Raw genomic sequence first — 12,103 nt, forward strand, 5'->3', positions numbered from 1 at the left:
GGGTTAGTAATATATATTGTTATCTCTATCGAAGATTTTATTAATCAGTCGGGAGTGCCGGTATACATCGACGTGACCTCTCTCGTATGACGACAGATACCGCAGATCTGAAATTGGGCTGTACCATCATTGGGGGCGGACTCCACGGAACGTACCTCGTTCAGCGTCTCCTCGAGGACGCGCCGTACGACAGGTCCGATGTTCGTATCGTCGATCCTCACGAGCGGTTGCTATCGTCGTTCCGCGAAAAGGCGAGTGTCTGCGGCATGGAGGCGCTTCGATCGACGTTCGTACATCACATCGGAACCGAACCGTTCGGTCTCGAGACCTTCGCCGAAGCGAACGACCGGGCGGACGAACTCGTCCCGACGGTCGATTATCCGCCGCGCCCGTCTCTCGATCTGTTTCTCGATTATTCGGAGTACGTGATCGAACGGAAGGAACTCGAGTCGCTGCACCACCGGGCTGCCGTCGAGGCGATTCACGAACTTCCCGACGCGACGGGACTTCGGCTCGAGACAACCAGCGGAGCTATCGAGACCGACCACTGTGTGCTGGCGATCGGCCACGGCGGTCGGTACCGCTGGCCCGACTGGGCCGCTGGCTTCGACGACATCGATCACGTCTGGGAGGGATTCGACTCTGACGCCCCTGCAGATCGAACTATCGTCGTCGGTGGCGGCATCACGGCAGCACAGCTCGCGTGCGAATTGAGTGAGACGCAGTCGGTCGCTTTGCTCTCCAGACACCCGCTCGAGTGGGAAATCTCCGAGGCGGAGCCGCCGTGGATCAACTGGTCGCACGTCGAAAAACACCTCCACGTCCATCCGCCGGGCTCGAGCGACCGGCTCGACGTGATCTCGGACGCCCGGAACGACGCGACGATTCCGCCGTATCGCTACACTGAGTTCGAGGAACGAATCGACGAGGGCGTGCTTACGCTCGCACAGGGAGCGGTCGAGTCAGCAACGATCGACAACGAATCGGTTCGGCTGTCCCTGGATCACGGGCTGGGGCTCCTCGGCGACCGCGTCGTCCTCGCGACCGGCTTCGAACCGGTGTTCGATCATCCGTTCGTCGATCGAGTGACCGACGAACTCGAACTGGCTCGAGGCTACCGAGGGATGCCCGTCCTCGACGACGACACGCTCGCCTGGCAGCGCGACGATGGACGATCCGTCCCGTTGTATGTCTCTGGGGCACTCGCCCTCGGATCGGTTGGCCCGTACGCGCCCAACATTCCGGGAGCCAGGCGAGCAGGCGATCGAATTACGAAAGCTCTCGCTCGACGCCTTCGTCGTGCCGACGCGACCAGCGGGCGCGGGCCAGTGCACGGAACGGAAGCATCCGATTAATGGACCGCGTGGCGCGAACGGAGTCGATACCGTTCACAGGCGTGCTTCCTGTTTCTCGACCTCGGTCGGTGATCGCCGTTCGTCGCGCTCGAGCGCCCGCTCAGCGTCCCGTCGCGCACGTTGGGTAGTTTCGACACTCACCGCTTCGTCTTCTCCACTCTGGCAGTACCGGGACGCCTTCGTCGGTCGCTGTCGGTACTCTCTCAGTGCAGCAGCACGCGGCGACTAGTGGTTTCTCAGGGGTGATCGTTCCATAAAATAGGTAATAATAGATAATTATAAAACACTTACCAGCGTTGCGGATGGAGGAGGGAGAATGCCCAGCGTCAGCCACTGACGTAGTCGGTATACAAAATCCACATCATGACGATCAGAGAGTACTGTATAACGGGAAGAGAGTACGATATCGAAACACTAGAACGAAGACAGCTTCTCCAGATGCTAGCTGTGGCCGGTGTTGGCGGGCTTGCGGGCTGTTCTGACGATGCTGAACCCGCTAGTGCGACCGAGGAAACGCTGCAAACGGATGCAGGCGATTCAGATGACTCAGCGGAGACGGATACGTCGTCTGCGGACGACACGGATACCGAAGCAGACGAAACCGAATCGCCAGAGATCCGGCCATCCGAGTTAGGTCTCACCCCGGGTGACGCCTGGGATGACGATCACCCGGATATCGAAATTCCCGAAGAACCCGGGCGGGCAGTCCTTCGGTTGGGCGACGATCGATTCGAATTCGAGGGGGATTTGAGCGGCGGACCAAACCACAGTCTGTATGAGATCATCCAGGAAGCAGACGAATTCGAGGGCGATGGATCGTACTTCCTCCTGGATGGCCTGTTTCAGATGACCGACGACGCCAAAGCAGAGCACGGCTTCGAAGAAGACGGATACAATATCCGATTCCTGCGTCGAATGGTCGGTTGGGCGGGTAACGAGTTCCGATATGTCCAGTTCGACGAGCTCGAGATTTGGTGGCCGGGATTTTTGGACATCGCGACTCACTCCTATCGCGAACTCGTTGATGGGACGACCGAAGACAGAGATCTCGCTGGCACGACGAACGCTACTGACCCGTTCTTGCGAGTTGATCCCACAGGGGTCGTAACGGCAACCGGGACGGTCGAGGACCCTGGAGAAGCCAATATCTCAGCAGGGACGACCTTCGAGTTCGGCGCCCGCGCTCAAGAGAGATGGGTAGAACGACTCGGGGAGTAAAACGTTCGTTCGATTTATCACGAAAATTCACTCGCGTTCCGGGAGCGCAAGCTCCGCGACGACCGGGGAGTGGTCGGACGCCAGCGAGTGGACGACGTCGCTCTCGCGGAGCTCGACATCGCTCGTCGCGAACACGTAGTCGACCCGGCGGTCAGGCGTGTACACCGCGTCGTAGGAGTCGGTGTAGGTCTCACCCGTCCCCGTATCGACGTACGGACTCGGGAACGTCGCGTCGGTGTTGTCGGTTACTGCGAGTACGTCGGTGTACCGGTCCGTGAGCGTCTGGATCGGAACACTCCCGGGTCTCGCGTTGAAGTCGCCGACGAGGACGTGTTCGTCGCAGTCGGCGGTGAGTTCGAGGATGTCCTCGGCCTGTTGTCTGCGTTCCTCGGGGGTCAGGCCGAGGTGGGTGTTGAAGAAGGGAACCTCGGTGCCGTCGACGTCAATGCGACTCTCCAGCAGGACGCGTTGTTCGGCTCCGTCGACGCGTGTCAGCCGGTGAGTCGTGGTATCGACGATCTCGTGGGGAGTGAGCGTCGCGATGCCGTACTGTCGCGGTTCGCCATCGGAGTCTGCCGTCGGCTCCTTCTCCATCGTCACGCCGTAGGCCGCGTCCACGCCGAGGTACTCCCGAAGACGCGAAAACTGATCCTCGTAGCCGGTTTCCGGTCGACGATTGCGATCGACCTCCTGAATCCCGACGAGGTCGGGCTCGAGGCGCTCGATCACGTCGGCAATCCGACGGAGCGTGCGCTCGCCGTCCATCCCGATACCCCAGTGGATATTGTACGAGACGACGCGGAGTGTGGTCACACCCTCCGAACCGTTCGTCTCAAATATAATCGTTCTGGTCCCGGAGGGGCCAGGCCACTCGAGAGACGGGTACACTTCGCCGAGGGGGATGCAAACCTCGCCTGCAGCCTCGAACAACACTCTCGGGGTCACTCTGGCCGTCTTTCCGCCGTTGCATCCCGCCTCGAGTGAACTCGACGACTACCTCACTCGCGGCGAGTCCTGCACGAGGATTCTTCGATTGACCGCGGCGGTCACGCCGGAACCGACGGACAGGACGCCGTCTGACTCTCGTCTGACTGACAGTTAAGTACGTGTGAGGAATACACATGGATCTCTCGACAGATGCCACCAAACTCCCTCATCGATCCATCGGACCCCGACGCGGCCGAGTCGGAACCCGCGACCGATACCGACCGTTCGGCAGCAGAACCGATCCGTCGCCTCCCGCTCCAGGGTGACAGCGAGTTTCCAGCCCACACCGCCGACTGCCGAGTATCTACTGGTGTCCTCAGGCAACCGGAACCGCAAGATGTGTCCAGTGACACACGGCGCCCCGACACAACAGTTGACGCAGTAGAGTCGCCAGAACGGCGACCGACGGACGCGAAACGGAAGCGCGAGATTCGGCAGTTGACTGTCCACTACGAGCGAATCATCGCAGAAAAGGAGCGTGCGTACAGAGAACTCGCAGAGACGGTCGAGTCATCGAAAACGGAGGCTGTCGAACCGGGTCTGCTTCGGCGCTGTGGCGGTCGACTCCGGAAGTGGCTGATTCGCAAGTGAACAACCCCGCCCTACTCGCCCGGTTCCGCTTCGCTTCTTAAGGATGGGGGCTTGGCGCCTTCACCTTCAGCTAACTGTGGGCAACACTCGTCGCACGACCCCGCTGAACGAGGTGACTGCTCGAACGATTCGAGACTTATCGAGTGTTGTGATACTCCTGGGTAGCTCCATCTCATGTTGTCTGATAGATATAATAAGGTATATGTACTCCCGTCAACAACACTCCGTTGAGAAACACAGTGTCCGGAACTGACCGGCGCTGAACCGCCCTACCAACGGTATACCCTCCCATGTTCAGTTCGGTAACGACACTCGGTGACGTACTCCAGTCAGCGATACAGACGGTTGGCCTGCCCGTCCTGTTTTTCGTCTTCGTACTGAAGGGTGCACTCGTCGGGAAGGTATTCCCGACGAGCGTGTTCCTTCCCGGCTACGTCCTCGCGAGCAGAGTCAGTCTCTACGAGGCGGCGATAGTCGTCCTCCTGGTAACAATCGCACACATCCTCGGCCAGCTCATCATCTTCATCGGAATCAAGCGCTACGACCGCCAGTTCCTCGAGCGACTTCCGTACGTCGAGGTCGATCGGCACTCCGACCGGTACCGTCGGCTCGACCGGTGGTTCGGCCGCTACGGCGGTGCTGCAATCTTCACGACGAACGTCATTCCCTGGAGCCGCGGGCTGATTGCCATCCCTGCAGCGATGAGTTCGTATTCGACCACGCGATACACGATTCACGTCTCGGCGGCAACACTGCTCTATCACGCCGTCTACGTGGGTGCCGCGGTTGCCGGGGTCGCCCTGGTGATGTAAATTTTCCCGTTCTGCACCATCAAGCCGACTGGTGCTCCCAGCAGAACCCGGGGGGTCGAGTAACCGGTACCGACTCAGTCGTCGTTGAGGTCGTACTTCATTATTCTGGCGTGTTTACCCTCGCCGCGCTCGAGTTCGTACACAGCTCCGGGAAGGGCGCGTAACCTCTCTCTGGCTGCCTCGATCGTTCGGTAGTCCTCATCGTCCAGCGAGAACTGGAGGGCCCGGCAGGTGTCTGCGAGATGTGACGTATTTCTTGCACCGACGATCGCTGCACACACCTGGGGGCGCTCGAGGACGTACCGCGTGGCGACGTTCGCGACGGAGACGTCGTGTTTCTTCGCGACCGCCGAAACTGCCTCGAGCAGGTCTTGATAAGGCTCCCAGCCGCCGGCGTCGTCGATGATCAGTTTGTATTTCGTCAGCGACCGGTTTTCCAGCGTCGTCGCGCCGCCGGGGTCGGGCTCGTTAACGTACCTCCCGGTCAAGAAGCCGCCGGCGAGCGTGCCGTAGCACAACAACTGGATATCGTGTTCAGCACAGAGGTCGACCATCGCCCGCTCCGGGCGGTCGTCCAGCAGCGAGTACTGAACCTGGTTGCTGACGACCGGAACGTCTGCCTCGAGGAGTTCTCGGAGGTGTGGTGCATCGAAGTTCGTTACACCGATGCGGTTTATCTTCCCTTCATCGTGGAGGTCCGCGAGCAGCCGTGCGGTCTCGACGTAGTTATCGACCGAATAGTCCCACCAGTGAAACTGGACCAGGTCCAGTGCCTCGACCCCGAGGCGTTCGCGGGACCGATCGATGATTCGTTCGACGTACTCCCTGTCGACCTCTCCGAGTGCGCTTCGGTCGGGGACGAATTTCGTGTGAACTTGGATCGGGGGCGCCTCCCCACGCTCCTCGCGGTATTGTTCGCGAAACTCGCCGATCAAGGCTTCGACGCCCGTGTAGATGTCGGCACAGTCGAAGGTTGTGATGCCGGCGTCGACGAACTCGAACATGTCTCGCACCGGCGTTGCGCTCGTATCGTCGCTGTGGCTCTCCGAAAGTTGCCAGCCGCCTTTGATGATCGGAGAGACCGTGTAGCCGTCAGTGAGTTCGCGTTTCATGTGGTATCGGTTCGCACGCCGATATATACCTCTAGCGGAACGCCTACCCGCCCCGTTCGCTCGCCGCCGTTCGAACCGCTCGATGGGCGACACGCTCCGGATCCTTGTCTGCAAGCAGTTACCAGTGTGAACGAGTCCGATCAGCCGTCGCTGTCGTCTCCGACCTCGTGCTCGAGCGATTCCCCCGAGACGTTACTGTGGTTGAACTCTCGTTTGCCGATTCGTGTAATTTCGAAGACGCCGCCGACGTTCGGGTCAGGACCCGCGACTTTCGTATCGGTGGTGAGCCAATCGTTCTCGTGGGCTTCGCGCTGTTTTGCTGGCAACAGTGGGAGAAGCGAGGAGAGTGCGTACAGCGAGAACGTCTGGCCCTCGGGGAAGACCAGTTCCTCACCGCGAACCTCGAAGTAATCACCGACCTCGTAGCTCGCGACAGGCTCGCCGGAAATCTCGACGCACTCGACCCGGAGGTCGTACAACGTGAACGTGTCGTCAGTGTTCGGTGTCATCGTCTGACTCGTTACTCGTCGACGGTCGTATAGCTGGCTGCTCCGACACACCCCGTGCTGTACTCGAGTGAACGGACTCCGGTGGCGCTGCTATCTCCCTGGAAAGTGGTTTCAGTGATGTGGCCTTCGTAATTACACCGGACATTAGGAAGAGATCGCAGAATGGCCCACAGTTTTATCATAATACAAATTGTATATTTACCCAATAATGTTCGATCTTACCGCGTTCCAACGTGATCTACTGTACGTAACCGACGGTCTAGAGGAGCCACACGGGCTCGCGATCCAGGAGGAACTCGAGGAGTACTACGGAAAAGCTATCCACCACGGTCGCCTGTATCCCAATCTCGATACGATCGCCGAGAAGGGGCTAATCGAAAAGGGTGAAAAAGATCAACGGACGAACATCTACACGCTGACGCGCCGCGGCCGGCGGGAACTCGAGGACCGACGAGAGTGGGAAAACCAGTACGTCGACATCTAACGGCCCGCCCCAGTTCGACACATTCCAGCGAAATGCCCATTTCGGAGGCCGGCTCTCACTCGAGGCCGCCGTTTCAGTTTCCTCTCTGAATCACGGAACTCCGCCAGGGATATCATATCGGACCTGCCACTACTACTGTCTATTAGAATTGTGAAGTCCTTGCAATATGGGTTCTATGCGTTGAGTCTAGATCAGTGCTGTCGGGGAGTAACTGCGACGGTCAACTGGGGGCCCACACAGTTATCTTAAAGATTGAAGGCATCGAGGGTGGGGAAAATCCGATAAGTCGCACCATAATAAGTTTCCTACAGAGAATGTACAGAAATAACTGAAAATTGGATTCTACAACAAGTATGACAAGAATAATGGAGTATTCTGCATATTTTGTTGGTTTATGGGATAGAAGTGACTGAATGAGCAGATACCAGTAATATTGTGTATCATTCACAATATTGGCGGGCTGTGTGGCTGAAACAATCACATATTTTTTATTTCGGAGACTCTGATTCGAGGATGGTGAGTTTCAGTGCTCGGAAGTCGATCGCCAGGACAGGAAGACATATGGTGGTACTTTACCGAGAACCTGTATGTCCGACCTTCGATCCGCGGCGGAAACGGCGATCAACCAATGTGTGAATCTCGCAGCCGATGAATCCTGCGCGATCATCACCGACGACGATCTCGAGCTGATCGGGGCGGCACTGTACGAGGTCGCTTCGGAGGTAAGTTCAGATACGGTTCTCGTTCGCTATCCTCCCGGCAATACAAACGGTGAGGAGCCGCCGGAACCCGTCGCTGCAGCGATGGCAACCAGCGACGTGATCCTGGCGCCGACGTCGAAGAGCTTGAGTCATACACGCGCACGAACCGCCGCAAACGAGGCGGGCGCTCGAGTCGTAACGCTGCCCGGTATCAGCGAGGAGATTTTCGTCTCGGGGCTCGACGTGGAGTATACGCTGATTGCCGATCACTGCCAGCGAATTCACGAGCAGGTCGCCGGTGCCGAAACGGTCCGTGTGACGACCGAAAACGGGACCGACATCATGTTCACCATCGGGGACCGAGAGTTCATGTCCGATACGGGAATCGTTCACGAGTCGGGTGCGATGTCCAACCTCCCGGCGGGCGAGGTCGCCGTCGGACCGATGAGCGCCGAGGGCCGGTTCGTCGTCGACGGGACGATGATGCCCCACGGGTTGCTCGATGAAAATCCGATTACGTTCGACGTCGAAGACGGCCTCGTGACCCAGATTTCGGACGACGAAGTTCGAACGATCGTGGAGCGAGCGGCCGAGGACGTTGGTGACGCCGCGTACAACGTCGCCGAGTTGGGTATCGGCGCGAACGTCGCTGTCACGGAACTGATGGGGTCCGTCCTACTCGATGAGAAAGCTGCAGGGACCGTCCACGTTGCCGTCGGTGACGACGTGGGGATGGGTGGCGACGCCGAAGCACCCATTCATCTTGACGGGATCATCCGCGAGCCGACGGTGTACGCCGACGGTCAGCCAATCGAATTACCGCGGTAAGGAGGATCCCACCGTTCAGTGTCGGTCTCACGAATGTACAGGAGTCGTCTCTCTCTCTTCGTACCGCAATCGTTACAAAGATATGTCTGTAACACCACTGCCTCTCACTTGGTTACATTGATAGACGTGTAATGGACTTCGTCCAGTGTAGTATGTATCCTCTCTTGTTCGGTTTCTCGCGACCGTTTCATATTATGAAACTAACGCTAGCTATGAGAAACATCACAATACGCGCAAACAGTGGCTGTACACTGGATAAACGTCGTAAAATCCGCAACTGCCTTGGATAGTGTCTGTCGATGCAGATCGATATGGTTCATCTCCGTACGGTAGCGCCAGCACGGGAGATCGGAGCGGAAAACGCGGCTGTACAGTTGTCATTCGCGGCCTGTCGTCCCTCTGCTATCCGTTGTTACAGCCTTTCGTTCTGACTCGACGAACCACGCGCACGAGTATCTGACGCGTAATCGACCCACGAGTCGGTGTCCCCAGTGGACGTTCGAAACATTCCACGGACGAAACCGCCGGTTCCGATCTCCTCTCGACCGCGTCACGAGCAGTCACCGTTTTCAGCCGTTCGACCGGGGTTCTACCTCCGTGTGTTGTGTTGTCGTACCAATCGGCGTTTGCTACCGATGACTCGTATCGCGTATCGTTTCATAATGTGAATTATTGTTCCCTGCTGTGAAACACGCGGTACCGTCGAATGCCGTTCCGAGAACCAGCAAAACAGCTTTGCGCCCTACTCTCGTCTGCAGTGTATGGGACTACTCGACGATCGAACCGCAGTGATAACGGGGGCAGCGAGTGGAGTGGGTCGCGGTATTGCGAGGCGGTTCGCCACCGAGGGTGCAGATGTCGTCGTCGCGGACGTAGATCGATCGCCGCGAGAAGGTGGCGTTCCAACACACGAACTGATTCCGGACGAAACGGAGTCGAGTGCGTCGTTCGTCGACTGTAACGTCACGTCGATGGCAGACCTCGAGACCGCGGTAGACGCCGCCGAGGAGTTCGGAGGCATCGACGTTCTCGTAAACAACGCAGGGATCCTCACCGATACCCCCTTTCCGGCAGTGACCGAATCCGAGTATGATCGGGTCATGGACGTCAATGTCAAGGGTGTTTTCTTCGGCACACAAATCGCCACCGCGCGCATGAGAGCGAACGAGACGGCCGGTTCGATCATCAATATATCGAGCGTGCTCGGAATACGGGGATCGAAGAGTTACGTTCCGTACGTCGCTTCCAAGGGAGCAGTCCGGTTACTGACGTACGCACTCGCCGATGAACTCGGCCCGGACGGTATCAGAGTGAACGCGATTCACCCGGGGACCATCGAGACTCAGATGAACCGCGAGGACATCGATCTGCTCGGCACCGACTCCGAAACAGCGGTCGCAGCGTCGCTTCCGCTGCGTCGATTGGGCCGTCCTACAGACGTCGGTGACGTCGCCGTGTTTCTGGCGAGTGACCTGTCCGGATACGTAACAGGAGTGTCCGTTCCAGTCGACGGCGGAGAGGTGAACACGAGCTGAAAGCGGGTCGGCCACCTCTTCCGCGAGGTGGGGCCGAGCCAGGGAGTTGATTTTATATACCTGTGCTCATACCATATTCTATGGTTAGCACTGACCAGACAGCGGTAGTTACTGGTGGCGGTCGCGGAATCGGCCGAGCCATTTCCCTTGAACTGGCGTCTCAGGGCGCCGATATCGTTATCGCAGACCTCGATCCAGACGAGATGTCCGAAACGGAAGCGCTCATCACCGAGTTAGGCCAGTCGGCGGTTACCGTCCAAACTGACTTGCGGGACTACGAGAGCGTCCGTTCGACGGTCGACCGGGCCCTTTCCGAATTCGACTCGATCGAAATCCTTATCAACAACGCCGGGATCTCCGGGCCGACGTTACCCTGCGAGGAGATTCCCGTCGACGAGTGGGACCAGACGATCGCGGTAAATCTCCGGGGTGCGTTCTTGATGTGTCGAGAGATCGTTCCGTCGATGAAGTCACAGGAGTACGGACGAATTGTGAACATCGGTTCGGTCAGTGGCAAACGGCCCGTTTCGAATCGAACGCCGTACGCGACTTCGAAAATGGGGCTAATCGGATTCACACGCTCGCTCGCCGCAGAGGTCGGGGAGTACGATATCAACGTCAACGCGATCTGTCCGGGCTCCGTCGACGGACCCCGAATCGAACGCGTCTTCAGGAAGTACGCGGAGGCGCGAGGAACCGACAGCGAAACCGTCAAAGAGGGCGAGCTCTCCCAGAGTGCGCGTCACGAACTGGTGAAACCCGAAAGCATTGCTCAGATGGCGTCGCTTCTGTGCTCGAGTGAAACTACGCAGATGACTGGCCAGGATCTCAACGTCTCCGCCGGCAAAATCATGTACTAGTTCCGTTCGGAACTGTGCCCGGCGTGCAAACGGACAATCCGAAGACGGTAGTGGTCGTGGGGCTCGATAACAAACCTAAAGTAGATCGGACCGGTACCCTGTGACTGTCGATTACGAATAATTCAACAATGACTACGTTTACCCGGAAACCGCTGGAAGGTATCTTAGCACTGAACCCGCTCTGTCTCAACGACGATCAGAGCGTGAACTACGATGGAATCCGATCGAACATTCAGTATCTCGAGAAGCAGGGTATCCACGGCGTGATTCAACTCTCGAGCATGGGCCAGATCAACGCGCCGTCGGACGAAGAGTTCGAGAAAATCACTGACGTTTGCGTCGATGCTGCTGACGATATCACCTGTATCATCGGCGGCTCCGGAGTGAGCCAACAGGAGGTCATTCAGCGGGCAACCTACATCGAGGAGGCCGGCGCTGACGGCACCATGATCGAGATCCCGTACATGCTCCCACTCGAGGAGGAGTGGATCGGACCGTTCTACCGCGACCTCGACGACGCCCTCGCCGGAGAGATCGCCGTCATGGCGTACAACTTCCCGCCGGTGACCAAGACGAATATTACGCCGGAACTCTGGCGCGATGAGCTACTCGAGATCGAGAGCGTCAAGGCACTCAAAGAGTCGAACATGGACGTGGGACACCGAAGCGAGATCCTCACGACCGTCGCCGACGAGATCAACTTCATCTCGCCGTACGACGCCCCGTTCTGGCAGGATTCAATGCTCGGCGCGGAGGGCTTCATCGGCATCCTGACGTGGGCGGCACCCAAGGTGTTCCTGAAGTACTACGAGGAGTGCGCCGGCGGCAATCAGTTCGATTCGTGGGTCCAGGAGGCGAACCGGCGGATCATTCGAGCGTTCGGCGATATGGGCCGCCTGACGGACAGTCCGATGATGGCCTACGAGCAGACGATTCTGAACGAACTCGCCGAGATCGGCGGCCAACACGGCGGCCCGCCGCGACTTCCCTACCAGCGCCTTGACGAGACTGCGCGGGCAGAACTCGAGGAGGCCGTCGAACCACTTCTCGAACTCGAAGCCGAGTTGTAATTCGACCGACGGAGGATCGATCCCCGCCGATTCTCCGTTTC

General features: G+C 58.4%; 11 protein-coding genes. 8 read left to right on the forward strand and 3 right to left on the reverse strand.

Features of this window, described 5'->3' with window-relative positions; genetic code table 11:
- Positions 1 to 86 precede the first annotated feature (86 nt).
- On the forward strand, positions 87 to 1,355 hold the full coding sequence (locus AC6I6S_RS17100; protein ID WP_497951823.1) for an FAD/NAD(P)-binding protein: 1,269 nt from the start codon (positions 87 to 89) through the stop codon (positions 1,353 to 1,355).
- A gap of 363 nt (positions 1,356 to 1,718) precedes the next feature.
- The gene (locus AC6I6S_RS17105; RefSeq protein ID WP_497951824.1) at positions 1,719 to 2,573 is read left to right on the forward strand and encodes a hypothetical protein; all 855 of its coding nucleotides are present in this window, start codon (positions 1,719 to 1,721) and stop codon (positions 2,571 to 2,573) included.
- Positions 2,574 to 2,600: 27 nt separating this feature from the next.
- On the opposite strand, the gene AC6I6S_RS17110 is transcribed toward AC6I6S_RS17105, so the two are convergent.
- Positions 2,601 to 3,386 carry an endonuclease/exonuclease/phosphatase family protein gene (locus tag AC6I6S_RS17110; protein ID WP_497951825.1) on the reverse strand — a complete coding sequence of 262 codons (786 nt, stop codon included), beginning with the start codon at positions 3,384 to 3,386 and terminating at the stop codon, positions 2,601 to 2,603.
- A gap of 1,055 nt (positions 3,387 to 4,441) precedes the next feature.
- Between AC6I6S_RS17110 and AC6I6S_RS17115 the strand changes: the two genes are divergently transcribed.
- On the forward strand, positions 4,442 to 4,963 hold the full coding sequence (locus AC6I6S_RS17115; RefSeq protein ID WP_497951826.1) for a DedA family protein: 522 nt from the start codon (positions 4,442 to 4,444) through the stop codon (positions 4,961 to 4,963).
- 74 nt (positions 4,964 to 5,037) lie between these two features.
- Here the strand turns inward: AC6I6S_RS17115 and AC6I6S_RS17120 are convergent, their stop codons facing one another.
- Positions 5,038 to 6,075: an aldo/keto reductase gene (locus AC6I6S_RS17120; protein WP_497951827.1), complete on the reverse strand. Its 1,038-nt coding sequence runs from the start codon at positions 6,073 to 6,075 to the stop codon at positions 5,038 to 5,040.
- Between the two features lie 140 nt (positions 6,076 to 6,215).
- Positions 6,216 to 6,584: a TIGR04076 family protein gene (locus AC6I6S_RS17125; protein ID WP_497951829.1), complete on the reverse strand. Its 369-nt coding sequence runs from the start codon at positions 6,582 to 6,584 to the stop codon at positions 6,216 to 6,218.
- A gap of 208 nt (positions 6,585 to 6,792) precedes the next feature.
- Between AC6I6S_RS17125 and AC6I6S_RS17130 the strand changes: the two genes are divergently transcribed.
- The 5 genes from AC6I6S_RS17130 to AC6I6S_RS17150 all read left to right on the forward strand — a co-directional run bounded on the left by AC6I6S_RS17130 (position 6,793) and on the right by AC6I6S_RS17150 (position 12,062).
- The gene (locus AC6I6S_RS17130; RefSeq protein ID WP_497951830.1) at positions 6,793 to 7,068 is read left to right on the forward strand and encodes a PadR family transcriptional regulator; all 276 of its coding nucleotides are present in this window, start codon (positions 6,793 to 6,795) and stop codon (positions 7,066 to 7,068) included.
- A 587-nt stretch (positions 7,069 to 7,655) separates the two neighbouring features.
- Positions 7,656 to 8,597, forward strand: a complete 942-nt coding sequence (locus tag AC6I6S_RS17135; protein WP_497951831.1) for an aminopeptidase — start codon at positions 7,656 to 7,658, stop codon at positions 8,595 to 8,597.
- A gap of 761 nt (positions 8,598 to 9,358) precedes the next feature.
- Positions 9,359 to 10,132 carry an SDR family oxidoreductase gene (locus AC6I6S_RS17140; RefSeq protein ID WP_497951832.1) on the forward strand — a complete coding sequence of 258 codons (774 nt, stop codon included), beginning with the start codon at positions 9,359 to 9,361 and terminating at the stop codon, positions 10,130 to 10,132.
- Positions 10,133 to 10,212: 80 nt separating this feature from the next.
- The gene (locus AC6I6S_RS17145) at positions 10,213 to 10,992 is read left to right on the forward strand and encodes an SDR family NAD(P)-dependent oxidoreductase (RefSeq protein ID WP_497951833.1); all 780 of its coding nucleotides are present in this window, start codon (positions 10,213 to 10,215) and stop codon (positions 10,990 to 10,992) included.
- Positions 10,993 to 11,120: 128 nt separating this feature from the next.
- The gene (locus AC6I6S_RS17150) at positions 11,121 to 12,062 is read left to right on the forward strand and encodes a dihydrodipicolinate synthase family protein (protein ID WP_497951835.1); all 942 of its coding nucleotides are present in this window, start codon (positions 11,121 to 11,123) and stop codon (positions 12,060 to 12,062) included.
- The last annotated feature ends 41 nt before the right edge of the window (positions 12,063 to 12,103 follow it).

This window comes from Natrononativus sp. DTA114 (assembly GCF_059736515.1).

Bases quoted from the DNA above. Each gene is read 5' to 3' on its own strand.
- AC6I6S_RS17100 (WP_497951823.1), top strand. From the start codon at position 87: ATGACGACAGATACCGCAGATCTGAAATTGGGCTGTACCATCATTGGG.
- AC6I6S_RS17105 (WP_497951824.1), top strand. From the start codon at position 1,719: ATGACGATCAGAGAGTACTGTATAACGGGAAGAGAGTACGATATCGAA.
- AC6I6S_RS17115 (WP_497951826.1), top strand. From the start codon at position 4,442: ATGTTCAGTTCGGTAACGACACTCGGTGACGTACTCCAGTCAGCGATA.
- AC6I6S_RS17120 (WP_497951827.1), bottom strand. From the start codon at position 6,075: ATGAAACGCGAACTCACTGACGGCTACACGGTCTCTCCGATCATCAAA.
- AC6I6S_RS17125 (WP_497951829.1), bottom strand. From the start codon at position 6,584: ATGACACCGAACACTGACGACACGTTCACGTTGTACGACCTCCGGGTC.
- AC6I6S_RS17130 (WP_497951830.1), top strand. From the start codon at position 6,793: ATGTTCGATCTTACCGCGTTCCAACGTGATCTACTGTACGTAACCGAC.
- AC6I6S_RS17135 (WP_497951831.1), top strand. From the start codon at position 7,656: ATGTCCGACCTTCGATCCGCGGCGGAAACGGCGATCAACCAATGTGTG.
- AC6I6S_RS17140 (WP_497951832.1), top strand. From the start codon at position 9,359: ATGGGACTACTCGACGATCGAACCGCAGTGATAACGGGGGCAGCGAGT.
- AC6I6S_RS17145 (WP_497951833.1), top strand. From the start codon at position 10,213: ATGGTTAGCACTGACCAGACAGCGGTAGTTACTGGTGGCGGTCGCGGA.
- AC6I6S_RS17150 (WP_497951835.1), top strand. From the start codon at position 11,121: ATGACTACGTTTACCCGGAAACCGCTGGAAGGTATCTTAGCACTGAAC.